Annotated in this window: 29 protein-coding genes and 1 pseudogene; 10 read left to right on the top strand and 20 right to left on the bottom strand. The window is 65.1% G+C overall.

What is annotated here, in order from left to right; translation table 11 throughout:
- Window positions 1–1,400 (bottom strand): annotated as a pseudogene (locus tag JWQ89_RS11595) (transketolase); the annotation flags it as partial.
- 117 nt (window positions 1,401–1,517) lie between these two features.
- Here JWQ89_RS11595 and JWQ89_RS11590 point away from each other — a divergent pair.
- The 3 genes from JWQ89_RS11590 (at window position 1,518) to JWQ89_RS11580 (ending at window position 3,831) form a co-directional block, all read left to right on the top strand.
- Complete coding sequence (locus tag JWQ89_RS11590) at window positions 1,518–1,991, top strand: Lrp/AsnC family transcriptional regulator (protein WP_299641150.1); 474 nt, start codon at window positions 1,518–1,520, stop codon at window positions 1,989–1,991.
- A gap of 67 nt (window positions 1,992–2,058) precedes the next feature.
- Window positions 2,059–3,312: an FAD-binding oxidoreductase gene (locus tag JWQ89_RS11585; protein WP_299641149.1), complete on the top strand. Its 1,254-nt coding sequence runs from the start codon at window positions 2,059–2,061 to the stop codon at window positions 3,310–3,312.
- A gap of 3 nt (window positions 3,313–3,315) precedes the next feature.
- Entirely contained in the window at window positions 3,316–3,831 is a 516-nt protein-coding gene (locus JWQ89_RS11580) for an exonuclease domain-containing protein (RefSeq protein WP_299641146.1), read from the top strand.
- Between the two features lie 5 nt (window positions 3,832–3,836).
- Here the strand turns inward: JWQ89_RS11580 and JWQ89_RS11575 are convergent, their stop codons facing one another.
- The 9 genes from JWQ89_RS11575 to JWQ89_RS11535 form a co-directional block, all read right to left on the bottom strand.
- Window positions 3,837–4,409, bottom strand: coding sequence for an SOS response-associated peptidase (locus JWQ89_RS11575; RefSeq protein ID WP_299641144.1), 573 nt, complete (start codon window positions 4,407–4,409; stop codon window positions 3,837–3,839).
- 10 nt (window positions 4,410–4,419) lie between these two features.
- On the bottom strand, window positions 4,420–5,442 hold the full coding sequence (locus JWQ89_RS11570) for an LLM class flavin-dependent oxidoreductase (RefSeq protein ID WP_299641142.1): 1,023 nt from the start codon (window positions 5,440–5,442) through the stop codon (window positions 4,420–4,422).
- A gap of 142 nt (window positions 5,443–5,584) precedes the next feature.
- Window positions 5,585–6,004 carry a VOC family protein gene (locus JWQ89_RS11565; RefSeq protein WP_299641140.1) on the bottom strand — a complete coding sequence of 140 codons (420 nt, stop codon included), beginning with the start codon at window positions 6,002–6,004 and terminating at the stop codon, window positions 5,585–5,587.
- A gap of 765 nt (window positions 6,005–6,769) precedes the next feature.
- Entirely contained in the window at window positions 6,770–7,330 is a 561-nt protein-coding gene (locus JWQ89_RS11560; RefSeq protein ID WP_299641139.1) for a hypothetical protein, read from the bottom strand.
- Window positions 7,331–7,501: 171 nt separating this feature from the next.
- Window positions 7,502–8,008: a hypothetical protein gene (locus JWQ89_RS11555; RefSeq protein WP_299641137.1), complete on the bottom strand. Its 507-nt coding sequence runs from the start codon at window positions 8,006–8,008 to the stop codon at window positions 7,502–7,504.
- A 104-nt stretch (window positions 8,009–8,112) separates the two neighbouring features.
- A complete protein-coding gene (locus JWQ89_RS11550; protein WP_299641135.1) occupies window positions 8,113–8,895 on the bottom strand; it encodes a glycosyltransferase family 25 protein in 783 nt (260 codons plus the stop codon).
- A gap of 10 nt (window positions 8,896–8,905) precedes the next feature.
- On the bottom strand, window positions 8,906–9,676 hold the full coding sequence (locus tag JWQ89_RS11545) for a glycosyltransferase family 25 protein (RefSeq protein ID WP_299641133.1): 771 nt from the start codon (window positions 9,674–9,676) through the stop codon (window positions 8,906–8,908).
- A gap of 143 nt (window positions 9,677–9,819) precedes the next feature.
- Window positions 9,820–10,131, bottom strand: a complete 312-nt coding sequence (gene yidD, locus JWQ89_RS11540) for a membrane protein insertion efficiency factor YidD (protein WP_299641131.1) — start codon at window positions 10,129–10,131, stop codon at window positions 9,820–9,822.
- Complete coding sequence (locus tag JWQ89_RS11535; RefSeq protein WP_299641152.1) at window positions 10,131–10,583, bottom strand: iron-sulfur cluster assembly scaffold protein; 453 nt, start codon at window positions 10,581–10,583, stop codon at window positions 10,131–10,133. The genes yidD and JWQ89_RS11535 overlap by 1 nt, the downstream gene beginning before the upstream one ends.
- A gap of 151 nt (window positions 10,584–10,734) precedes the next feature.
- Here JWQ89_RS11535 and folE point away from each other — a divergent pair, with 151 nt between their 5' ends.
- Window positions 10,735–11,355, top strand: coding sequence for a GTP cyclohydrolase I FolE (folE, locus tag JWQ89_RS11530; RefSeq protein ID WP_299641129.1), 621 nt, complete (start codon window positions 10,735–10,737; stop codon window positions 11,353–11,355).
- A gap of 15 nt (window positions 11,356–11,370) precedes the next feature.
- On the opposite strand, the gene JWQ89_RS11525 is transcribed toward folE, so the two are convergent.
- Entirely contained in the window at window positions 11,371–11,514 is a 144-nt protein-coding gene (locus JWQ89_RS11525; protein WP_299641128.1) for a hypothetical protein, read from the bottom strand.
- A gap of 106 nt (window positions 11,515–11,620) precedes the next feature.
- Window positions 11,621–12,046 (bottom strand): hypothetical protein, encoded by a 426-nt coding sequence (locus tag JWQ89_RS11520; protein WP_299641126.1) that lies wholly within the window; start codon window positions 12,044–12,046, stop codon window positions 11,621–11,623.
- 244 nt (window positions 12,047–12,290) lie between these two features.
- Between JWQ89_RS11520 and JWQ89_RS11515 the strand changes: the two genes are divergently transcribed.
- Both JWQ89_RS11515 and hisI read left to right on the top strand, forming a co-directional pair.
- The gene (locus tag JWQ89_RS11515; RefSeq protein WP_299641124.1) at window positions 12,291–13,139 is read left to right on the top strand and encodes an AraC family transcriptional regulator; all 849 of its coding nucleotides are present in this window, start codon (window positions 12,291–12,293) and stop codon (window positions 13,137–13,139) included.
- Between the two features lie 38 nt (window positions 13,140–13,177).
- A complete protein-coding gene (gene hisI, locus JWQ89_RS11510; RefSeq protein WP_299641121.1) occupies window positions 13,178–13,624 on the top strand; it encodes a phosphoribosyl-AMP cyclohydrolase in 447 nt (148 codons plus the stop codon).
- On the opposite strand, the gene JWQ89_RS11505 is transcribed toward hisI, so the two are convergent.
- Both JWQ89_RS11505 and JWQ89_RS11500 read right to left on the bottom strand, forming a co-directional pair.
- Window positions 13,618–13,848 (bottom strand): SlyX family protein, encoded by a 231-nt coding sequence (locus tag JWQ89_RS11505; protein WP_299641119.1) that lies wholly within the window; start codon window positions 13,846–13,848, stop codon window positions 13,618–13,620. The two genes, hisI and JWQ89_RS11505, sit on opposite strands and share 7 nt — an antisense overlap.
- Window positions 13,845–14,594 (bottom strand): rhomboid family intramembrane serine protease, encoded by a 750-nt coding sequence (locus JWQ89_RS11500; protein WP_299641117.1) that lies wholly within the window; start codon window positions 14,592–14,594, stop codon window positions 13,845–13,847. The genes JWQ89_RS11505 and JWQ89_RS11500 overlap by 4 nt, the downstream gene beginning before the upstream one ends.
- 185 nt (window positions 14,595–14,779) lie before the next feature.
- Here JWQ89_RS11500 and JWQ89_RS11495 point away from each other — a divergent pair, with 185 nt between their 5' ends.
- The 3 genes from JWQ89_RS11495 to JWQ89_RS11485 all read left to right on the top strand — a co-directional run bounded on the left by JWQ89_RS11495 (window position 14,780) and on the right by JWQ89_RS11485 (window position 16,930).
- The gene (locus JWQ89_RS11495; protein ID WP_299641116.1) at window positions 14,780–15,442 is read left to right on the top strand and encodes a PAS domain-containing protein; all 663 of its coding nucleotides are present in this window, start codon (window positions 14,780–14,782) and stop codon (window positions 15,440–15,442) included.
- Between the two features lie 102 nt (window positions 15,443–15,544).
- A complete protein-coding gene (locus tag JWQ89_RS11490) occupies window positions 15,545–16,168 on the top strand; it encodes a PilZ domain-containing protein (RefSeq protein ID WP_299641114.1) in 624 nt (207 codons plus the stop codon).
- A gap of 138 nt (window positions 16,169–16,306) precedes the next feature.
- On the top strand, window positions 16,307–16,930 hold the full coding sequence (locus JWQ89_RS11485; RefSeq protein WP_299641112.1) for a transglutaminase-like cysteine peptidase: 624 nt from the start codon (window positions 16,307–16,309) through the stop codon (window positions 16,928–16,930).
- 1 nt (window position 16,931) lies between these two features.
- Here JWQ89_RS11485 and JWQ89_RS11480 read toward each other — a convergent pair whose 3' ends face one another.
- Both JWQ89_RS11480 and JWQ89_RS11475 read right to left on the bottom strand, forming a co-directional pair.
- Window positions 16,932–17,456, bottom strand: a complete 525-nt coding sequence (locus JWQ89_RS11480) for a GrpB family protein (RefSeq protein ID WP_299641111.1) — start codon at window positions 17,454–17,456, stop codon at window positions 16,932–16,934.
- A gap of 72 nt (window positions 17,457–17,528) precedes the next feature.
- Window positions 17,529–17,849, bottom strand: coding sequence for a hypothetical protein (locus JWQ89_RS11475; protein WP_299641109.1), 321 nt, complete (start codon window positions 17,847–17,849; stop codon window positions 17,529–17,531).
- A 99-nt stretch (window positions 17,850–17,948) separates the two neighbouring features.
- On the opposite strand from JWQ89_RS11475, the gene JWQ89_RS11470 reads away from it, so the two are divergent.
- Entirely contained in the window at window positions 17,949–18,620 is a 672-nt protein-coding gene (locus JWQ89_RS11470) for a hypothetical protein (protein WP_299641107.1), read from the top strand.
- Between the two features lie 5 nt (window positions 18,621–18,625).
- Here JWQ89_RS11470 and JWQ89_RS11465 read toward each other — a convergent pair whose 3' ends face one another.
- The 4 genes from JWQ89_RS11465 to JWQ89_RS11450 all read right to left on the bottom strand — a co-directional run bounded on the left by JWQ89_RS11465 (window position 18,626) and on the right by JWQ89_RS11450 (window position 20,986).
- Window positions 18,626–18,949, bottom strand: a complete 324-nt coding sequence (locus JWQ89_RS11465) for a heavy metal-binding domain-containing protein (protein WP_299641105.1) — start codon at window positions 18,947–18,949, stop codon at window positions 18,626–18,628.
- Complete coding sequence (locus tag JWQ89_RS11460; protein ID WP_055049303.1) at window positions 18,949–19,167, bottom strand: DUF3126 family protein; 219 nt, start codon at window positions 19,165–19,167, stop codon at window positions 18,949–18,951. The genes JWQ89_RS11465 and JWQ89_RS11460 overlap by 1 nt, the downstream gene beginning before the upstream one ends.
- Window positions 19,168–19,301: 134 nt before the next feature.
- Window positions 19,302–20,126: a serine O-acetyltransferase gene (cysE, locus tag JWQ89_RS11455; RefSeq protein WP_299641102.1), complete on the bottom strand. Its 825-nt coding sequence runs from the start codon at window positions 20,124–20,126 to the stop codon at window positions 19,302–19,304.
- Between the two features lie 101 nt (window positions 20,127–20,227).
- Window positions 20,228–20,986, bottom strand: coding sequence for an alpha/beta hydrolase (locus tag JWQ89_RS11450; protein ID WP_299641100.1), 759 nt, complete (start codon window positions 20,984–20,986; stop codon window positions 20,228–20,230).
- Window positions 20,987–21,209: the final 223 nt, after the last annotated feature.

The following is a 21,209-nucleotide window of genomic DNA, read 5'->3' as shown; positions in this document are numbered from 1 at the left end:
ATGCGCTCCTTCTGGAAGATGTCGGCCATTTCCCTGTTGGCGAAGAGGTGGCGGCGGTTCACCCAGGTGCCGAGATTGGTCGAGACCGTGACGTCGGGCGAGGTGGTGACGATGCGGCGGGCGAGTTCGCTGTCCGTCTTGGCGATGGCGTCGAGGATCTTGCCGAAGGCGGTCTGCGTCGAGGTGGCACCGGGACCGACGAATTGCGGGCCGAGCGCCGGCACGGCGGGCGAGGTGAGCCGGCGGCTCTCCCTGGTGTTGAACGGAACCTTGGCGAGGAAGGCCTCGAGCTCGCTCTCGCGCTGCGGCAGCCCTTCGAACCGGTCCCACTCATGGCCCTCACGCACGTTCATTGAGGCCTTGAGGCTCTCGATCTGCGCGCCGGTCATCTGCCCGGCATGGTTGTCCTTGTGGCCGGCGAGCGGGGTGCCCCAGCCCTTGACGGTATAGGCGATGAACACCGTCGGCTTGTCGCTTTGCTGCGCCTCGAACTGCTCGAGGAGGCTCTCGATGCAATGACCGCCAAGATTGGCCATCAGGTCCGCGAGATCGGCATCGGTACGCCGTTCGAGCAGCGCGGTGACCGGACCCTGGTCGCCGATTTCATCGGTGAGCCGCTCGCGCCAGGCCGCGCCGCCGCGGAACATCAGGGCCGAGTAGAGCCCATTGGGGCAGGCATCGATCCACTCCCGCAGCCGCTCGCCCCCGGGCTCGGCAAAGACGCGGCGTTGTTTCACCCCGTATTTCAGCGTGACGACGTTCCACTCGAAGGCGCGGAAGATCGCCTCGATCCGGTCGTACAGCCCCTCGCGCACCACGCCATCGAGGCTCTGGCGGTTGTAGTCGATGATCCACCAGGTGTTGCGGAGGCCGTGCTTCCAGCCCTCGAGCAGGCACTCGTAGACATTGCCCTCGTCGAGCTCCGCGTCGCCGACCAGCGCGATCATCCGGCCCTCAGCGCGTTGTTTCGCCCATGGCTTGGCGCGCACATAGTCCTGGATCATCGAGGCGAAGGCGGTGAAGGCGACGCCGAGGCCGACCGAGCCGGTGGAGATATCGACATCGTCGATATCCTTGGTGCGCGACGGGTAGGACTGTGCGCCGCCATAGCCGCGGAAGGCCTTGAGCTTGTCGAGGCTCTGCTTGCCGAACAGGTACTGGATGGCGTGGAACACAGGGGCTGCGTGCGGCTTCACCGCCACCCGGTCCTCGGGCTTGAGGATGCCGAAATAGAGCGCCGAGAGGATCGCCGTCATCGAGGCCGAGGAGGCCTGGTGTCCGCCGACCTTCACCCCGTCCGGATTGGGCCGCAGATGGTTGGCGTGGTGGATCATCCAGTTGGATAGCCACAGCGCCTTGCCTGCGAGTGCCTCGATCAGGGCGATCCGTTCCGTCGGCATGTTCCCTCCCAAATGTCTGACATCGACCGTGCACTAGGCGGCGTGGCGTTTCCTGCCTAATGTGCCCCTCCGGTCATCGGGTTGCGCAGCTTTCGGAGCGATATGCGGGAAAAAGTAGTGAATTCTGCCAAAAACGAGCTTACCGCCATCGACCGTCGCATCCTGCGGGCGCTGCAGGAAGATGGGCGCATGACCATCCAGGCAATAGCGGACCGGGTTGGGCTGTCGGCATCTCCCTGTCTACGCAGGATACGCCAGATGGAGCAGGCGGGGATAATTTCCGCGTACAGCGCCGTGATCGACCAGAAGGCCGTGGGCCTACCGGTCTCGGTGTTCATCTCGATCAAGCTCGAGCGACAGCGGGCGGAAGCGCTGGACCGGTTCGGGGCGGCTATCGCTGGGTGGCCGGAGGTGATGGAGTGCTACCTGATGACCGGACAGTTCGACTTCCTGCTGCGCGTAGTGTGCGCCGATCTCGCCGCCTACGAGGCGTTCCTGCGCGAGAAGCTGACGCAGGTAGCAGGCGTGAGTTCGATCGAATCGAGCTTCTCGCTAGGGCAGGTGAAATACTCCCGGGTACTACCGATCTGACTGAGGACGGGCAGAGGAAACGCCGCTAAGCTGTTCGGCAACAGGCGTTTTTATCGGATTTGCCGGCATGCAGGCGGACAGCATTGTACTTGGAGCAGGAATTGTCGGCGTCAGCGTCGCGATCCATCTGCAGATGCGGGGCCGCGCGACTGTGCTGGTCGACCGGCGAGGAGCCGGCGAGGAGACCTCATACGGCAATGCCGGACTGATCCAGCGCGAGGGAGCGCTGCCCCGGGCGTTTCCGCAAGGCCTGGCGGCGTTGTTCCGTTATGGGCTGAACAACCGCACCGACATGTACTACCACCCCGATGCGCTGCCGCGGATCGCGCCGTTCCTGGCGCGCTACTGGTGGCACTCGCGGCCGGACAACTATCGCAAGGTGGTGAATGCCTATGCGCCGCTGATTGCCGCGTCGATCAGCGAGCATGCGCCCTTGATCGAGCTGGCTGGGGCTGGGGACTTGATCGCCAAGGAGGGCTGGTACCTGCTCTATCGCGATGCGGGGGAGCGGGATGCGGCGTTTCGCGAGGCGGAGTGGTTGAGCCGAGATTTCGGGATCGGTCACCAGCAGCTCGGCGGCGATGAGATGGTGCGGCGGGAGCCGGGAGTTGGCGCGAAGCTGGCCGGCGCGCTGCACTGGACGGATCCCTGGAGCATCCGCGAGCCGGGAGGGCTGGTGGTGAAATATCGCGAGCTGTTCGAGGGGCTTGGCGGCACCGTGGTGACGGGCGACGCGATGCGGCTCGAGCCCGGGACTTCGGGGGCAGGGTGGCGGTTGCCGCTTGCGGTCGAGGTGCTCGAGGCGCGGGAGGCAGTGATCGCGCTCGGGCCGTGGGCGGGGGATCTGACCGGGCGGCTGGGCTACCGGCTGCCGCTGGAGGTGAAGCGCGGCTACCACATGCACTATGCCCAGCCCGAGGCGCAGCCGCTGCGGCACTGGATGCTCGACGCGAGCTACGGGTACCTGCTGGCGCCGATGGTGCGCGGCATCCGGCTGACCACCGGCGCGGAGTTCGCGCTGCGCGACGCGCCCCCGACGCCGGTGCAGGTCGACCGCGACGAGCCGTTGGCGCGGCAACTGTTCCCCGGGCTCGGCAAGCGCCTCGATGCCGAGCCCTGGCGCGGCGCGCGGCCGGTAACGCCGGACATGATGCCGATCATCGGTCCGGCGCCGCGCCATGAAAAACTGTGGTTCGCCTTCGGGCACGCGCATCACGGCATGACGCTGGGGCCGGCGACCGGCCGGCTGATCGCCGAGATGGTGACGGGGGAGCAGCCGTTCATCGATCCGGCCGCGTTCTCAGCGGCGCGGTTTCTGTGAGCCATGCGCGTATTCCTCGATTTCGAAGCCTCCTCGCTGAACAAGCGCAGCTATCCCATCGAGGTCGGCTGGGTGGGCGAGGACGGGGAGGGCGAGGCGCACCTGATCCGGCCGGCGGCTGACTGGACCGACTGGGACGAGGCGGCGGAGGCGGTGCACGGGATATCGCGGGCGCAGCTGATGGCGGAGGGCGAGCCGCACGAGGCGGTGTGTGCGCGGCTGATCACGCTGTTCGACGGCAACGAGGTGCATGCCAGCGCGCCATCCTGGGACGGGCACTGGCTGAGCATACTGCTGCGCGCGGCGGGGAAGCCCCGGCACCTGCTGCGGCTGATCGATACAGAGGTGGCCTTCGTCGCGGCGGCGCGGGAGCGGCTGGGGCAGGGGGCCGAGGCGGCGGAAATCGTGGATCTGGTGACCCGGGCGCGGGCTGCGGTCGACGCGATGCCGGTGGCGCACCGGGCGCTCGAGGATGCGCGGCGGGAGTGGCGCGTCTGGCGGGAGATTCGGGGGCTGTGATGGCCTCAGGGGCGGACGGTCACCACGTCGAGAGAGCCTGCCGGCAGAGGCTTCAGGAGCTCCGCTTCGGGCTTGGTGAGGAAGAGCCAGTGGGCCCAGTCCTCGGGCAGGATCACGCAGACCTGACGATCGTGATAGGGCGCGATGTCGGGGCCGGGCTCGGTGGTGAGCATGGTGAAGCTCAGCGCGCCGGCTTCGTCTTCGCTCCAGAGGCCGGCGATGGCCATCAGGGGCGAGCCCTTGAGGCTGAAGCGGTGCTTGGTCTTGGGCGACTTGGTGCCGGTGAACTCGAAGAAGCCCGAAAGGATGATGAGGCAGCGCTTCGAGTTGTCGAAATGGCGGTTGTCGGACTTGAAGTTGAATACCGGCGGTGCCTTGGGACGCGGTGGCGGCCAGCCGAACCGCATCTGCACGATCTCGACGCCGTTGCCGGCGACGCGGAGGACCGGGCCCATGTCGCCGATGCGGATGTCGTCGGCCTCGGGTAGGTCGACGGCGCCGCTCGAGTCGAGATCCAGTGCCTTGATGGCCTCGAGATACTGTGCGTGCGTGACGTGCTGTTCGTAGTCGTTGCACATGGCTGGCGGGTCAGCGCCAGCCGAGGGCGGGGGCGACCTGGGTGAGCACGGCCTCGATCACGTGGGCGTTGTAGTCGACGCCCAGCTGGTTGGGGACCGTGAGGAGCAGGGTGTCGGCGGCCTTGATGGCCTCGTCCTCGGCCAGTTCGGCGATCAGCTGCTCGGGCTCGGCGGCGTAGCTGCGGCCGAAAACTGCCTGCCTGCCGGGCTCGATATAGCCGAACTGGTCCTGGCTCTCGCCCTCGCGGCCGAAATAGGCGCGGTCCATATCGTTGACCAGCGGGAAGATGCTGCGGCTCACCGAGGTGCGCGGCGTGCGGGTGTGACCCGCCGCTTTCCAGGCGGCATGGAAGGCCGCGATCTGCTCGGCCTGCTGGATGTGGAACGGCTTGCCGCCCTCGTCGTACTTGAGCGTCGAGCTCTGGAGGTTCATCCCGAGCCTCGCCGCCCACTCTGCCGTGGCATTGGTCGCGGCGCCCCACCAGATGCGCTCGCGCAGGCCTTCGGAATACGGCTCGATCCGCAGCAGGCCGGGCGGGTTGGCGAACATCGGGCGCGGGTTGGGTTGCGCAAAGCCCTCGCCGCGCAGCACGTCGAGGAACACTTCGGTGTGGCCGCGGGCCATGTCGGCATCGGTCTCGCCCTCGGCCGGCACGTAGCCGAAATGGCGGAAGCCATCGATCACCTGCTCGGGTGAGCCGCGGCTGATCCCCAGCTGCAGCCGGCCGCCGGCGATGAGATCGGCGGCGCCGGCATCCTCGGCCATGTAGAGCGGGTTCTCGTAGCGCATGTCGATCACGGCCGTGCCGAGTTCGATCCGGCTGGTCCTGGCGCCCGCCGCGGCCAGCAGCGGGAAGGGCGAGGCGAGCTGGCGGGCGAAATGGTGGACGCGGAAATAGGCGCCGTCGGCGCCCAGTTCCTCGGCGGCGACGGCGAGCTCGATCGATTGCAGCAGCGCATCGGCGGCCGAGCGGGTCTGCGATTGCGGCGAGGGCGTCCAGTGCCCGAACGAGAGGAAACCGATGTTTTTCATGGCTGGGGCCTCGAAGTTTCCGGGGCCTCCTCCATGTCACGACCGCTGTGGCGGATCAACGGCCAAGGGCAGCGGGCGCCGCCGTCACGGATACCCATGGCCCGCGCATCAGCCGGTGGCGGGCCCGCGTGGGCGGGGATTATCAGGCGTTGCCGGGCGCGGTGATGTTGACCATCCATGGCGTGCCGAACCTGTCGGTCAGCATGCCGAAGCTGTCGCCCCATGGGGCCTTTTCGAGCGGCACGCCGATGCTCGCGCCATCCGTCAGCTTGGTCCAGTAGCCGCGCAGCTCCGCGTCGTCGTCGCCGCTCAGCGACACGGTCATGGTCGAGCCGGGGGTGAAGGGCATGCCGGGCGGGGTGTCCGAGCCCATCAGCCAGTAGCCGTTGGGGGCAACCAGCTGGCCATGCATGACCTTGTCCTTGTCGGCGGGCTCGTGCGGCATGCCGCCATCGGCGAAGGTGTTGATGGTGAGATCGCCGCCGAACACGGACTTGTAGAATTCCATCGCCTCGCGGGCATTGCCGTTGAAGCTGAGATAAGGATTGAGGCGCGTGGGCATGGGAACTCCTCTTTCTTTGCGGGCAGGAGGCTAGCGGCGCGGCGTGACGGGAACAAGACGCGGGGGGACCGACCTGCGGAAACAGCCGTAGCCCAGGCGCTCACCCAAAACGCGATGTGCTGGGGTGGGGTCGGTGGTCCGTGAACGGGACGAGCTGATGCATCCGACAGCCCATTGGGCTTCGGAGTTTGTCAAAGAGCCATCCCCTCGAACCCTGTGAGGAGATGAAGCGGGGCCGGCGAGGCGTTGGCCTCGACGCGGGTAGTCCGCAATGTATGAGGCTCACGCCTCGCCGGCCGGCCGGGGTTTTGGGCCTATGCCACGGAGGGTTCGGGAGCCTCCCGGGCCGCATCGCGAGAGCGAAGGGCTTTGATCGTCGGCGACCCAAAGGGGTCCGGCCCGTCCGCCTCCACCCGCTGCCCTTGCCCGGCAGCTTTCGCTCCTCGGTGGGATCGGCAAGACCCCACCCCGCGTTGCCAGCGGCATCCCCCACGCTACCTGGCGCGACCGTCATGGTTTCCGCCTGGGGTGATACGACTACCACCCCACCCGGTCTCCGCTGCACCAACCACTCGTCATGACCTCGCTTCAGGTGCAGCGGATGGGGGGAGAATACGATGGGCTGAAGAGGGCGGGGATAAGTGGGGGGAAGAATATAGCAAGTGTCTGCAAGAACTGGACATTCTAACCCCACCGGCTGTCATCCCGACCCCCGCCGGGACCCGGGGCAACCCGCGCCCAGGACGAGGTTTGCAGGGCCTGCGACTACTCAGGCAAATCCCGATGCGTGACCAGTGCCCGATCTCCGCCGCTCGGCTTCCAGACAATGCCGGACCGATAGGCGAGCAAGGTCATAAGCGCCTGATCCTGCCGGTGGTTTGCCCGACTGGACCCCTCCGGAGCTATGACGTTTTTGTCCATCGCACCGGCAAACCATTCGTCAACCAGGGCCCGGGCCACAGCATTAGCAGGGTTGAAGCCTACGCATGAAGTATTCAGCGGCTTGCGATCACCGGCCCAGCCGACCGGCAGCCCGAGGGCCGTGTACATGCCCGGATGGGTCCACTTTTCCACAGTGCCACTCGACCTGTGCGAATAGAATCCCACTGTCCTCAGGCAGTGCCGAATCCAAAGGATCGGAAAGCGAAGCATGTCGCCTGCGTCCATCCAGACCAGCGGAGTGTCCGATTTGGAAAACTCCTTCTTCACGATCACGGGCTTCCAGGCATACTCACCGGCGTTCACGTCGATGTCGAAGTACGGCGGATAGTCTTCGTAGGGAAACCTGATCAAGCTGAGGCCCATCGCCTCGATTCGCCGATACATGCTTGGGCTTCAGGCCCAGATCATAGACTGCGACGGGCGTGTTCCTCTCCCACTTTGCCAGCGATCCAAGCAATTGGACGAGCGAGTTGCCGTGGTTGGCGCTCGCGCCGGTGACGATCCGGATGGCACTAAGTATCGGCACGAGAAAGTTTCTCCTTTGTCTGGCGATGGCTATGACCGAGACCGGGAGTACACCGATCGATCGTTCGTCAGATCGTACGCTGAATTGTTCACGATCACCGCCCCAGCCGGGATGGTGGCGTTTACCAGCACGACTCCGGCCCCGATTTTTGCGCCATCTCCGATCACACACCGCCCAATAATGCAGGCGTTGGCACCGATGAAAACGTTGTTCCCGATCACTGGGGCCTCGGTATCGCGCGCATGACCCATGTTCGCCCCAATGGGGACGTTCTGCATGATCAGGACGTGCTCGCCAATCCTGGCGTTTCCCGCGATGTGAACACCGTTGAAGGCATGACCGAAGCGGATCGTCGGGCTTAGGCGCGTCCCCACCGGAATAAAAGCTGCGTAGCGCTTGCCAACGGCACTAGTAAAGGCACTCGCCCGCGCCTTGAACGTCAGCCGCTGCCAAATTGTACGTTTGTTTATCGGGATACGATGAATATCGTTTAGTACTTGGTGCCGCCGCAGCAGCCGAGAAAATGTCCTAGCCAACCTTCAAACTACCGATCGAAATTAGCAACTTCAAGATACCGACACGATCGCTCAGCAGCTCGTTCGCCGGGGCAGCCCGCGGCCAAGGCGTAGCATGGACGGAGCTATTCAGACAGCCCAAGCGTGGCCACAGATTCATCGATACCGCGTTCAGGCATTACCGCCCGGCTTCGTGAGAGGCCGACCCGGTGGTTATATGCCTGGCGAAGCAACCCATCCCAGTTGGCGACAAGTATGTGTGAAACGCGCGACAGACCGGAAGGCGGCTTCCGGCCTGGAATCTCGGTAGGAACATCGGCTCGCCTGGCGGTGACCGGGTGGATCACCAGGGGCGGCAGGCCATGTACCCAGAATCGGTCGAGGTAATCGTCAAGCGGTTCCGCCCAATGCTTCACCCCATCTAGGAGCCGGCGGGCGCCCTCAGGCGAAAGCGCATATGCAGTGCTGCCTCTCGGCCCTTTCAGGTAGCGCACAAGCTGCATGTCCTCGTCGAATTGCTTCAACGGGACATACCTGCGCCTGTACGACGCATTCAAGCGAACGAATTCCGTGCCGTGTTCCAGTTCTGCCGCGGCTGCGGCCAAGGCGCGGGGAAAGCCGGGTTCAAGATGTACGTTGTCCTCGAGGATCAACATGGGATGGCCCGAGGTCGCGCAAGCCTCCCAGAGCATGGCGTGACTTGCAAAGCATCCGGCTTCGCCCGGTGTCAGGCGATACCCGTAACGGGACCGCAGCTTCTTTGGAAAGCGTGGGAACTTCAGGTGCTCGCCCGCTACTGCGTCAATTGCGGCAAAGAACTCGAACTGAATGCCCAACTCCCCGAGACGGCTCTCCACCACTAGTCGCCGCGCTCGAGAGCGTTCGAGACTGATGACAAACACGCGCATGGCGGGCCAGCTAAGTCCCTTTTCCTGGTTCCCGCGGTTCCGGGCTGACTACCCATGGCCCGGCGTTCGCGAAGCCAGCGCCGAGGTTGTAGATCAGTCGGAAAAGCCCATCCCAATTGCGCACCAATCGTCGCCGAAAAAGCTTCAAGCCGGTGTACCCCTCCCGGCCCGGTATGGTGGTTGGAACGTCGGCTCTTGTGACCGTGAGCGGATGAATTGCCAAGGCGGGGAGACCGTGCACCCAGAAGCGATCGAGATAATCGTCCAGCGGCTCCGCCCAGCGCTTTACTCCATCGAGCAGCCGGCGCGCACCTTCGGGGGAAAGCACATAGGCCTGACCACCGCTCGGTCCTTTTAGATAGCGCACAAGCCGCATGTTGCCGCTGACCTCGTTCAGCAAGACGGACCTGCGCTGAATAAGGGCCACCAATCTGATAAATCCGGCGCCGCGATCTAATTCCGCCTGAGCGGCCGCCAGAGAATCGCAAAAGTTGGCTGCCAGATCGACATTGTCCTCCAGGATCAATATGGGCCGCCCCGAGGCCGCGCACTCTTCCCAGAGCAAGGCATGACTTGCAAAGCATCCTGCCTCCCCCGGCGTCAGGTGACCTCCATAACGCGACCGCAGTTTATTGGGAAAGCTGGGGAACTGCAGGTGCGCGCCAGCTGCCGCGTCAACTGCGGCAAAGAATTCGAACGCAATGCCGAGTTCCTTGAGGCGGCGTGTAACGGCCGCTCGTCGCTCGTGGGAGCGTTCGAGGCTAATTACAGACACCCGCATAAAAGCACGCCCCCAAGTATTCTCACCGGCCTCGTTGCTTATGAGCCGAATGCGCGCGGCGAACGCTGTAGTAACTTCCGGCGTTCGTCAATGCTGTTTTGGCGCGAAACCATACAAGGGTGAATGTCGGGAAACCTGTGGAGCTAGCTCCACCGCCCATAGGTCCACGGCACGTACCAGTGCGCCCCATCCGGCAGCGCCTCGGGCACAGGGTCATATCCGTGCGTGCCGCCCGGCCGGCACCGGACGATGCGGGCGAGGCCCATCCAGCCGCCCGGCCAGAAGCCGTGGCGCCAGATGGCGTCGCGGGTGAACTCGGAGCAGGTGGGGGCGTGGCGGCAGTTGCGGCCCATGAACATCGAAAGCGAGTGGCGGTAGCCCTGGATCAGTGCATAGGAGGCGAGCCGGAACGGCAGGTCGACGATGGTCCAGAACAGATGGACGGCGCGATGCATCAGAGGGCGGCCGGGGCCTTGGGCGATTCGAGCTTGTCGAGCGCTTCGCACACCGCGTCGAACACCAGCAGCGTAGAGGTGTGGCGCGGGCGGTATTCGCGCACCGGCTCGAGATATCTGAGGTCTGCCCATTTCTCGCCCGACGGCGGGGGTCCATCGGCCTTCAGCATCGCCGTCATCTCGTCGCGGACGCGGCGGAATTCCGCGGCGGGGGTACCGACGACGTTGGTCGCGACCACAGCCGCCGAAGTCTGGCCCAGGGCGCAGGCCTGGATGTCGTGGCCGTAGCCGGTGATCACCCCGTCGGCGACGCGGATGTCCACCTCGATGGTCGAGCCGCAGACCCGGCTCACCTTGCGGGCGGTGGCGTCCGGATCGGCGAGCCGGCCCGGCATTGGCTGATTGCCTGCGATTTCGAGGATCTTTTCGGAATAGAGATCGCTGAGGTCCATGAGATGCACAAAACTGTTTCTTGAGCGCGGCCTGACCGGACGTATATAGTGGTAGCGATGCAACAAGTCAGCGGCGTCCATCGTCACTGACGAAGCCGGGAACCGTGAGGCGACGAATTGCGTCTGTCGTCTGCTATTGACCGAGGAAAAGATGGACGCCAGCGCCAAACCGCAGCACGCCAAACTCGTCTCCGAAATCCGCCGTCCGAGCCGTGATGAAGCCGAGGAGGCCGTTCGTACGCTGATCGCCTGGGCCGGCGACGACCCCAGCCGCGAGGGGTTGCTCGAGACGCCCGCGCGCGTCACCAGCGCCTATGGCGAGTTCTTCGGGGGCTACCACCAGGACCCGCGCGAGATCCTGCAGACCACCTTCAAGGAGGTCGGCGGCTACGACGATATCGTGCTGGTCCGCGATATTCCGTTCTCGTCGCATTGCGAGCACCACATGGTGCCGTTCTTCGGCAAGGTGCACATCGCCTACCTGCCCCATGACGGCGTGGTCGGGCTGTCGAAGCTTGCCCGCCTCGTCGAGGTCTATGCGCGCCGGCTGCAGGTGCAGGAGAACATGACGGCGCAAATCATCGACGCGATCAACGAGCATCTCAACCCGCGCGGCGCCGCCGTGATGATCGAGGCCGAGCACATGTGCATGTCGATCCGCGGCGTGCGTGCGCACGGCGCCCTCACCATCACGCAACGATTCACCGGCGTGTTCGCCGAGGACCGCAACGAGCAGGACCGGTTCTTCGCGCTGGTGGGCAAGCGCGGCTGAGCCCGCTCTTCGCGCTCAATCGAGCGCGAAGTTGAGGCCGACGCGAACGGTATGCGAGGTCGAGTGCGACGTTGACGACCAGAGTTCGCCGTCGAACCAGGTGTGCTCGCCGAGGTCCGTGAACAGATACTCCGTCTTTACGGTCACTGCGTCGCTCACGGCGAACTCGACGCCGCGCCTGCAGTCCAGCCGAAAAGGGCGGCGCTTTCGCTGAGGTCACCGTCGGTTACGTCGATCCTGACCTGCGCAGCCGCGACACCGGCCGTCAGGTAGGCATGAAATCGCCGCCGTCGAAGCCGAGGTGGGCGCGCAGCGTGCCCGAGAACCCGGTGGTCGAAGAGATCTCCTCGCCCAGATCGGTCCGAAAGGTAGCAAAATCGTCGGCGATGGTGTCGCCCACGCTGCCGAAGGAGAGGTCGCCTTCGATGCCGACCACGGGGCCGTCGCCCAGGGCAGCATTGCCGCCGAGTGTCACCCCGATGAACGCGCCGGACGGGTCGCTGTCGAGATTGAAGGTGCTGAAGGGGATGAACGGCTGCTCGAGGTCCGGTGAGTCGTACGCACCATCGGAGTGGCCGAAGCTGTAGCCTGCGCTCAACCCGGCGTAAAAGCCGTTCCAGTCGAACGCCGATGCCGGCGAAGAGCAGGCGAGCAGGCCGAGGCCTAGAGCCATACCCACATGTATTCGCATGATCCCCCCTAGAAAGAAATTCAGAACACCGACAGCCACCGATGGCAAACGACACATGAGAATTACTTGCACTCCACCACGAGTTTTGGACAATTGCGCTTTCTGTACAACCCGCAATACTGCGTAACGCCTCGACCCGGCACCCATTGCCGTCGGCGCGACACCCCTCCGCGCCACACCGCAACGGAGATCAAGTAGCGGACCCCTCCCAGTAGGATATGATGGACGCCAGTGAGGGGTCGCTATGTCCGCTGTGGCCAAAACCATCTGGATGATCGAATCGCGCTTCGGCCTGCCGCTGACGCTCGAGGAGATGGCGGTGCATGCCGGGGTCTCGCGCTATCACCTGTCGCACATCTTCCCGCGCGTTACGGGCTATTCGATCTCGCAATACCTGCGCGGCCGGCGGCTGTCCGAGGCGGCAAAGGCGCTGGCTGGCGGGGCGCCGGACATCCTCAGCGTGGCGCTCGACGCCGGTTACGGCTCGCACGAGGCGTTCACGCGGGCGTTCCGCGACCTTATGGGGCTCACCCCCGACGAGGTACGGCGACGGCAGCGGCTCGACGGCCTGCCGCTGGTCGAACCGCTGCGCATGGACAACGCGGTCTCGGTCAAGCTGTCGGAGCCACGGATCGAGGATTTGCCGGCCCTGCGCGTGGCCGGCCTGATGGAACGGCACGATCTCACCGCCGCAGCGAGCATGCCCGCGCAATGGCAGCGGTTCGCGCCTTATCTAGGCAACGTACCGGGTGCGGTCGCCGGCGCGACCTATGGGCTGTGCGGTTGCTATTTCGAGCGGGACGGGACGCTCGAATACATGTCGGGCATGGAGGTCGGCGACACCGCCGAACTGCCGCCCGCGTTCAAGCTGGTCACGGTCCCGGCGCAGCGCTACGCCCGCCTCGCCCATCGCGGTCACATCACCACGATCCGCTCGACCATCGCCGCCATCATCGAAGAATGGCTGCCGCGCTCCGGCTACCGACAGAAGCAGCCGCCCTGGAGCTTCATCGAGTATTACGGCCCGGACTTCAACAGCAGCACCGGGCTCGGAACTGTCGAGATCTGGATCGCCCTGGAAGATCAGGGCTGAGGATTGAGCCAAGACCGGGCGCGGGATAGAACCGCGCCATGAGCACTTCCTTCGCCGACCCCAGCACTCTCAGCCACGCCGACCTCGAGGAAGGCACCGTGTTTGCGCCGAAATTCGACGCGCAGGGCCTCGTCACCGCTGTCGCGCAGGAAGCGGGCACCAATCGCGTGCTGATGGTGGCGCATATGAACGCCGAGGCTTTGCAGCTGACGCTCGAGACGGGCGAGGCGCACTACTACTCGCGTTCGCGCAACAAGCTCTGGAAGAAGGGGGAGAGCTCCGGCGAAATCCAGCGGCTCATCGAGATGCGGACCGACTGCGACCAGGACGTGGTGCTGATGCTGGTCGAGCAGACCGGTCGCGGGGCCGCCTGCCACACCGGCCGCAAGAGCTGCTTCTATCGGATCGTCGAAGACGCGGACACCTTGCGCGATGCCGCCGAGCCGAGACTGTTCGATCCCGCCGAGGTCTACAAGCCTCAGTAGTGCGGCGGCGGCGGCTCGACCCCCGGCGCCAGCGCGGGATGCGATTCGACGTCGCGTAGCTGCGAGCCGAGATTGTGCAACTCGCGCTTCAGCGACTCGATTTCCTTGAAGTGTTCGGCGAGCGCCTGGTTCAGCTCCTCGATGGCCTGGTCCTGGAAGGCCATCTTCGTCTCCAGCGTCACGATTCGGGCGGCGAGGTCGGTTGCCTCAGGTTCCTCAATCATGTGGTTTTCTCCTTGGGACGGCGTTCGAACAGCGGGGCGAGGAAGAGCCCTGCGAGGAAGCCGCCCAGATGCGCCTGCCAGGCGATACCGATGCTCTCCCCGATCAGCAAGGGCAGGAACGGCACCGCGGCATTGAGGACGAGCCACACCACAATGAAGAAGGCGGCCCGCTGGTTGCGCGCCAGTTCCGCCAGCGTCCCCATCCGCCGGCCGAGCACCACCTGCTCGCCGGTGGCCGGGTCGCGCGCCACGATGAGCGGCTGGAAGATGAAACGGCAAGCCGCCCCGGTGAGTCCGGCGATGCCGCCCGAGGCGCCCAGCAGCACCTGCACCTGCGGGAGCGTCGTCGCCGCGAAGAATGCCGCCCCCACCGCGGCGCTAACGAGAAACAGAATCAGTGTCGCCCACGTGCCGTAGCGGCGGGCCACCGGGGTGCCAAAAATGGCCAGCCAGGCGCAATTGATTAAAAGGTGCTCCCATCCGGCATGCAAAAAGGCACTGGTGAACGGTGTCCAGACGAGCGGTATCCACCCCCCGGGGAACTCCGTCGGGGCGATCGCGCGAGCCGGGATGAAGGCCAGCCAGACGATCAGTTGGAGGTCGCCGTCTTCGTTAAGAACGAAGGCTCTGGCGAGTTGTACGGCCACCATCAGCCCCAGCAGTGCGGTTATCACCCCGGGCAGCAGGATTGCCGGTTGCCGGGCCCCAGGCCCTTGAGTTTCTTGGCTTTTTTTCTCGTCAGACATGAAAACTCCCGGTTTTCCGGGCTTTGTAGCCCAATCCCCCGACTTATCCACACGGCACCTGCCGCGTTAACCCTAACAATTGTTTAAAGGCGATTTCTGCCCCCGGTTTTGTCAGTCTTGCTTCCGCGGCGGTCGCCCCTTCCCCGGGACGCGATGCTCGGGTTTGGGAACAAGGCAAAAAGACCATGCAAAAGGCCAGCACCAAGGCGCTGTTCGACTATTGGAATGCACTGCGGGGCTCGCGCAGCGCCCCCGACCGGCGTGATATCGACCCTACCCGCATCCGCGCCGCACTGGCCAACACCTTCATCCTCGAACTCAACGAGACCAACGAGTTCGATTTCCGCCTCGCCGGCTCGCATCTCTGCTCGGCCTATGCCCGCGAGCTCAAGGGCCGCTCCTTTACGCGTCTGTGGCACGAACGTGACCGCGACGCTATCGACACCCTGGTCCGCGCCGTCACCGAGGACCATGCGGTTGCCCTCGTCACTTTCCAGGGCACGACGGCGGTGCACACGCGCCTGTCGGTCGAGACCATCCTGCTGCCGCTGCGCCATAACGGCAGCACGCAGTTCCGCCTGCTCGGCGCCATGACCGCCATCGACGAGCCCTACTGGTTCGGCGTCCAGCCGGTGCTCGAGCAGCGCATCACCGGCCTCAGGCTGATCTGGCCCGACGACGTGTCCCTCTCCGACATGGCGCGGGACATGGCGACGCCTGTTCCGGCCGAGGATCTGGTGTTCGCCACCGGCAGCGGGCCTGTCCCCGCACCGATGTCGGCGACGGTTTTTGGCCGTTCGGCGCGCCGTTACGCGCATCTTGCAGTCATCGATGGCGGCCGCCGCTAAAAATCAGCAGTTCCGGGCAATCCGCCGCCCGCACCTTACCTTCGGTTAACCAAGAGTGGATAGCTTAGACGGGTCAATAGCTTGGCCCGGCTGGTCCCACACATGCTCACCGACGAAACCCGTGCTGCGAGACCGGCCCGCTCCTATGCGCAGATGCCGCGATTTCAGCGCGTAAAGGTGTCGTTGCTTGGCCGATACATGCTGACCGACCGCCGGGAATTTCCCTGCCAGGTGCTAGAGATGTCGCCGGGCGATGCGCTGGTGATCGCACCCGTGGCCGGCATCGCCGGAGAGCGCGTCATTGCCTATATCGACCATCTCGGACGCATCGAGGGCGACATCACCGACGTGATCGAGGGCGGTTTCCACATGGACATCGTCGCAACGCCCCGCAAGCGCGACAAGATGGCGGCCCAGCTCACCTGGCTCGCCAACCGGGACGTGCTCGGCCTCCCCGAGGACCGGCGGCATGAGCGCGTGGTGCCCGATAACCGGCACTCGACCGTCGTGCTCGACGACGGCCGCCGCTACAACTGCAAGATCATCGACATCTCGCTCTCGGGCGCCGCGATTGAACTTGCCGTCCGCCCGGCCATGGGCACCCCGGTCACCCTCGGCCGCATGCGCGCCCGCGTCATCCGCCACTTCCAGGACGGCGTCGCGGTCGAATTCGCCTCCGCCCAGGAAATGCTGACCGTCGTGCAGCAGAACCTACGGGTCAACTGAACCCCCCTCCTCGACCGTATCGGCATGGCTAACGAGTCCTCACCGGGACCGTTCTAATTCGCATAAAAACTAGCTTGCAGTTTTTCGTTCGGGGCAATTTGGCCCGGGCATCGTGGCTTCCGTCAGGGGGCAACCACGATGTCGAAGTTCAAAGGGTTCATTGCAGCGGCCGTCGCACTGGGAATGGCAGCCTTCATTCTGGCGATACCGGCGAGGGCCGACCAGATCGACTTCACCAACCCGGCCTTCGTGCAGGCGGGCGGCATCACCAGCATCCCGGTGGGAGCCTCCGAGTTCTGCAAGTCGCACCACAGCGATTGCAAGGCCAACCCACACGCCGTGGCGGCCATGGGCCTCACCGATGCGCGCTGGAACGAGCTGGTGCAGATCAACAACGTCATCAACGCCGCCATCGTCCCGGTGACCGACGAGGACTACTACAAGGTCTCCGAGTACTGGACCTATCCGGACGGCTATGGCGACTGCGAGGACTTCGCGCTGGCCAAGCGCAAGGCGCTGATCGACGCCGGCTGGAACCCCTCCACCCTGCTGATCACCGTGGTGCGCGAGACCAGTGGCAGCGGCCATGCCGTGCTGATGGTCCGTACCGATCGCGGCGACCTGGTGCTCGACAACCAGGACAGCCGGGTGCTGCTCTGGAACCAGACGCCCTACCAGTACCTGAAGCGCCAGTCGCAGGCCGATGCCGGCCAGTGGGTCGACCTGGTCGACAGCCGCACGGTATTCGTGGCGTCGAAGTAATTCAGCGGGCGGCCAGGGCCTCGGTCTCGACGCGCTTGACCCAATCGCCCTTGCACTCTGCGTAGGCGTGCGAACTGTCCGGGTGGGCCTCGGCGCAGCGGCGCTTCACCGCCTCGTACTCGGCAGCCAGTTCCGGATGTGCCCTCAGGTAGTCCCGAAACGCCAGGTGGCGCGTGACTTCCGGGCTGCCGTCTTCGTAGCAATGCAGTTGGACGAGGCGCTTGCCGCTGACCTTGTCGACCAGCGTGCAGTAGCGGCGCCCCGGCAACCCAAACTCACCCCACCATTGGTAGCCGAGACCCTCGATCCGCGCCCGCGCGTCATCGAGCGCGCCGATCGATCTGACAACCGGGAGCAGATCCAGGATCGGTTTGGCGATCAGCCCCGGAATCGAAGTCGACCCGATATGGTGGACCGTCACCAGCTTGTCGCCCAACATCAGTCGAAGGCGGCCGGCCTCACGGTCGGCGGCGGCGGCCCATTGCGGGTCGTGCGGCTTCAATTCCACGGGAAAGGCGGGCGGCATCCGACATCTCCTCGGGACCGGGAGGTGCGATATAGCGGCGCGCCCGGGACTGCAGGCGGGGCTAGGGCGTCGCTACACGACGATCATGAAGTAGCTGCCGACGAACAGCAGGCCGGTGACAAACGCCCAGCCGAAGCCGACGAAGGAACCGATCAGGGCCGAGGCAACCGACAGGGTGCCCTTCTGGTCCTGCTGCCACCCCATCTTCAGCAGGATGTAGGGCCCGCACACGAAGCTCATCGCCAGGTGCCCCATGGTGTGGGCAAAAGTCTGGCCGTCATAGCGCAACATCGCCTGGGTCTTGACCAGCCATTGATAGAGATACGTGCCCATGCCCGCGATCGACAGTCCCACCGCCATGATCAGCGCGGCCAACAGCAATTCCCTGAACATCGACGAGCCCCTGAGCAGCATGGGATTAACGCTTTATTAAGCATACCCGGCGCCCATTGGGCTGTCACCTGACGCGCGCAACACTGGTTAATTTGCCCGATGTCCGCCGAGGCCGAGGCCCGCAAACCACAGCAAGGCACGATCGGCTTCAATCTCGCCGCGATCATGCTCGTCCTGGCGCTGCTCGGCGTGGGCGCGGCCTATCTGCTCGATGCCGCCGGCCGCGCCGCCCGCACCCAGGCGCATCGGCTCGACACCGAGACGACGCTGACGCGCACGCTGGGTGGCCGCGACCTCCAAATTCCGCTGTCGTGGTTCCGCTATGAGGAGCAGCGTGTCGAGGGCTTCGCCAAGCAGATCGACCTGCGCTTCGAGCTGCCGCTCGGCGTCGCGGGCAAACGCGAAGCGGTCGAGGTGACGCTGCTCCCCCGCAGCCGGGCGCGCCCTAGCGCCGCTCTGCTCGATGGAGTCTATCTGCACCAGTTCCTGCCCGAGCAGGTCTCCGGCCCGCCGGGACTGGTGGGAAAGCCGCTCAATCCGGATGAAGGCTATGCCGGCGAGACGGTCTGGTACGACCCTCTATCGGCCGACCCGTTCGTCGCCAAGTGCTCGAAGCCGGTGGCCGCGACCGGCGCCGGGCAGTGCCTGCGGACGGTCTACCTGGGCCCGGGCATTGCGGCGATCTACGCCTTTCCCGAGGCTGCGCTGACGCACTGGCGGGACTTCGACGGGCTGCTAACCGCCCGCCTGGGGCAGATCGGCGCGCTGTAAGGCCGCTAGGCTTCCTCGACCACCACGGCGGTGCCGTAAGCGAGCATTTCGGTGATGCCGTCGGTGATCTCGTTGCCGTCATAGCGCATCGCGATCACCGCGTTTGCGCCCATCTGTTCGGCATGCCGAACCATCAGGTCCAGCGCCTCCTGGCGAGTGGTCTCGGCCAGCGAGGTGAACAGCGTGATGTTGCCGCCGACCAGCGATTGCAGCGCCCCGCCGATCGTCCCAAAGACGCTGCGTGAGCGCACGGTGAGGCCGCGCACGATGCCAATGGTCTTGATGATGCGGTAGCCGGGCAGGTCGTTGGTCGTGGCAACGATCATCATTAGTGGATTTCGTCGAGGTCGACGTCCAGAATAGCCATCTGGAAATTGTACGAGCGGTCGCCGTCTTCGTCGTCGACATAGATCAGGCCAAGGAATTCCTCGCCCAGATACACCTCGACGCTGTCGTTCTGCTTGTTGCGGGGCCGGACGTCGATGTTCCGGTTGCCGAACTTCTGCTGCAGAAACTTCTGGAGCTTGATGATTTCAGGATGGTTCATGGCGGCTCCTTCAGGGCGGCGATTTGGGATCGCCACAATAGGCATTGCGCCCCGCCGGGCAATCCCGCACGGCGCTTTTTCCTGAGCCGAAATGGCACAAATGCGGTCGGCTGGCTACCGTGATAGGCGAGGAATCAGCTGGTGACGTCCTGGACGACGCCTAGCTGGTCCATCACGGAGGCGGGATGCGGCGTGCCGGCTTCGCCGATGATGCGGGCGGGAACACCGACCACCGTGACCCGCGGCGGCACGTCCTTGACCACCACCGAGCCCGCGCCGATCCGCGCGCAGTCCCCGACCTTGATGTTTCCGAGCACCACCGCGTGGGCGCCGATCAACACGCCGTTACCGATCTTGGGATGCCGGTCTTCCTCGGACTTGCCGGTGCCGCCAAGCGTCACGCCCTGCAGGATCGAGACGTTGTCGCCGATCGTCGCGGTCTCGCCCACGACGAACCCGGTCGCATGATCGAGCATGATGCCCTTGCCGATCCGCGCCGCGGGATTGATGTCGACCTGGAACACGGCGCTCGACCGGCTCTGCAGATAGAGCGCGAAATCCTTGCGTCCGCCCATCCACAGCGCATGTGCGAAGCGGTGCGTCTGGATGGCGTGATAGCCCTTGAAATAGAGGAATCCGTCGACCGCCTTGTGCAGCGCCGGATCGCGCTCGAGCGTCGCCGCGAGGTCGGCCCGCGACTCCATGGCGATCTCCGGCCGGTCCTCCAGCGCATCGCGGAAGGCCTGGCGGATCAGGTCGGCGGAGACGTCGGGATGGTGGAGCCGCTCGGCCAGCCGATGCGCCAATGCGTCTTCGAAACGGTCGTGGTTGAGCACGTTGGAGTAGAGGAGATTGGCCAGCGAGGGCTCCTTGGCAACCACCTGCCTGGCCCCTGAAACTATCGCGTCCCAGACCGGGTCGATCATTGCGACCTCGGCCGTCTTGAAATTCGTGCTCATCGGTATCTCCATCGGCGAATGCCGATATAAGGCAAATCGTCCTCCGATACCAACCCTTAGCGCGCAAAATGGTTCGCTAGCGCTGAACTCGCATTGAATGGTTACTCCGAAGCGTAGCGGCTGAGGAACTCCAGTGCCGCAGCCTTGAACTGCTTGTCGCCCGTAGCGCGCATGTGATCGCGCCGCTCGATGGTGAAAGCCTCGCCACGCGGCAGCAGCGCCGCCAGCGCGTCGGCCGACCCGGCCATATCGTCGTCGCTGCCCACCGCCACCAGCACCGGCTGCTCGATCTTGCGCACCTCCGCCTCGCGCATCGGCTCGCGCGAAGTGACCATGCAGGCGGCGAGCGCGGCGCGATCCGCTTTGTTGTGATCGGCAAAGATACGGAACTGCCGCGCCGTGCGGCCGGTGACCTGGTCGAGCGACTCGGCGGTCAGCGCCTCGATAATCTCCTCGCTGTCCTCGAGCCCGGTGATCAGGTTGAGCCCCATGCCGCCCCACACGGCGCAGCTGACGCCCTGCGGCTCCTGCAGCATCAGGTAGGCGGCGATGCGCGCGCCCATCGAGTAGCCCATCACCGGCGCGCGGGCGATGCCGAGGTGGTCGAGCAGCCGCTTGGCGTCGCGCGCCATCTCGTGGGCGAAATAGAGCTGCGGGTCATAGAGTTTCCGCGAGGCGCCGTGCCCGCGATTGTCGAAAGTGATCGGCTGGTACCCGGCGCCGCTCAGCGTCTCGACCCAGCCGGTATCGATCCAGTTGATCTTCCCCGACGAGCCGAAGCCATGGATCAGCAGGATCGGCCTGCCCTCGCCATGGACCTCGTAGGCGATGGCGATGCCGTTGGAATTGAACTGGGGCAAGGAATGCGGCCTCTCGGTTGGGGCGGGGGTTGTAGCAAGGCGCCGGGGTCAGTCAAAGCCCCACCGCCGGTGGATATGTGGGGGAGGGACAGGGGTGGGGGTCCACAGCCACCGGCCCACCCCTCCGCCACCCCACCGACTCTATTGGCTTCCCCCACGCCCCCCGCTATGTTCCGCGCGAATTCGAACCGAGGACCATCCGATGGCGCACGAGAGCACCCCG

Origin of the sequence: Devosia sp., assembly GCF_028290645.1 — a bacterium.
Classification (GTDB): domain Bacteria; phylum Pseudomonadota; class Alphaproteobacteria; order Rhizobiales; family Devosiaceae; genus Devosia_A.
Note: the sequence above shows the minus strand (reverse complement) of the source record. Positions and strands in the feature narration are given on the sequence as shown.

Coding starts and splice junctions, on each gene's coding strand:
- JWQ89_RS11585 (WP_299641149.1), top strand. CDS start 2,059: ATGCAGGCGGACAGCATTGTACTTGGAGCAGGAATTGTCGGCGTCAGC.
- JWQ89_RS11580 (WP_299641146.1), top strand. CDS start 3,316: ATGCGCGTATTCCTCGATTTCGAAGCCTCCTCGCTGAACAAGCGCAGC.
- JWQ89_RS11575 (WP_299641144.1), bottom strand. CDS start 4,409: ATGTGCAACGACTACGAACAGCACGTCACGCACGCACAGTATCTCGAG.
- JWQ89_RS11570 (WP_299641142.1), bottom strand. CDS start 5,442: ATGAAAAACATCGGTTTCCTCTCGTTCGGGCACTGGACGCCCTCGCCG.
- JWQ89_RS11565 (WP_299641140.1), bottom strand. CDS start 6,004: ATGCCCACGCGCCTCAATCCTTATCTCAGCTTCAACGGCAATGCCCGC.
- JWQ89_RS11560 (WP_299641139.1), bottom strand. CDS start 7,330: ATGTATCGGCGAATCGAGGCGATGGGCCTCAGCTTGATCAGGTTTCCC.
- JWQ89_RS11550 (WP_299641135.1), bottom strand. CDS start 8,895: ATGCGCGTGTTTGTCATCAGTCTCGAACGCTCTCGAGCGCGGCGACTA.
- JWQ89_RS11545 (WP_299641133.1), bottom strand. CDS start 9,676: ATGCGGGTGTCTGTAATTAGCCTCGAACGCTCCCACGAGCGACGAGCG.
- yidD (WP_299641131.1), bottom strand. CDS start 10,131: ATGCATCGCGCCGTCCATCTGTTCTGGACCATCGTCGACCTGCCGTTC.
- JWQ89_RS11535 (WP_299641152.1), bottom strand. CDS start 10,583: ATGGACCTCAGCGATCTCTATTCCGAAAAGATCCTCGAAATCGCAGGC.
- folE (WP_299641129.1), top strand. CDS start 10,735: ATGGACGCCAGCGCCAAACCGCAGCACGCCAAACTCGTCTCCGAAATC.
- JWQ89_RS11520 (WP_299641126.1), bottom strand. CDS start 12,046: ATGCGAATACATGTGGGTATGGCTCTAGGCCTCGGCCTGCTCGCCTGC.
- JWQ89_RS11515 (WP_299641124.1), top strand. CDS start 12,291: ATGTCCGCTGTGGCCAAAACCATCTGGATGATCGAATCGCGCTTCGGC.
- hisI (WP_299641121.1), top strand. CDS start 13,178: ATGAGCACTTCCTTCGCCGACCCCAGCACTCTCAGCCACGCCGACCTC.
- JWQ89_RS11505 (WP_299641119.1), bottom strand. CDS start 13,848: ATGATTGAGGAACCTGAGGCAACCGACCTCGCCGCCCGAATCGTGACG.
- JWQ89_RS11500 (WP_299641117.1), bottom strand. CDS start 14,594: ATGTCTGACGAGAAAAAAAGCCAAGAAACTCAAGGGCCTGGGGCCCGG.
- JWQ89_RS11495 (WP_299641116.1), top strand. CDS start 14,780: ATGCAAAAGGCCAGCACCAAGGCGCTGTTCGACTATTGGAATGCACTG.
- JWQ89_RS11490 (WP_299641114.1), top strand. CDS start 15,545: ATGCTCACCGACGAAACCCGTGCTGCGAGACCGGCCCGCTCCTATGCG.
- JWQ89_RS11485 (WP_299641112.1), top strand. CDS start 16,307: ATGTCGAAGTTCAAAGGGTTCATTGCAGCGGCCGTCGCACTGGGAATG.
- JWQ89_RS11480 (WP_299641111.1), bottom strand. CDS start 17,456: ATGCCGCCCGCCTTTCCCGTGGAATTGAAGCCGCACGACCCGCAATGG.
- JWQ89_RS11475 (WP_299641109.1), bottom strand. CDS start 17,849: ATGTTCAGGGAATTGCTGTTGGCCGCGCTGATCATGGCGGTGGGACTG.
- JWQ89_RS11470 (WP_299641107.1), top strand. CDS start 17,949: ATGTCCGCCGAGGCCGAGGCCCGCAAACCACAGCAAGGCACGATCGGC.
- JWQ89_RS11465 (WP_299641105.1), bottom strand. CDS start 18,949: ATGATGATCGTTGCCACGACCAACGACCTGCCCGGCTACCGCATCATC.
- JWQ89_RS11460 (WP_055049303.1), bottom strand. CDS start 19,167: ATGAACCATCCTGAAATCATCAAGCTCCAGAAGTTTCTGCAGCAGAAG.
- cysE (WP_299641102.1), bottom strand. CDS start 20,126: ATGAGCACGAATTTCAAGACGGCCGAGGTCGCAATGATCGACCCGGTC.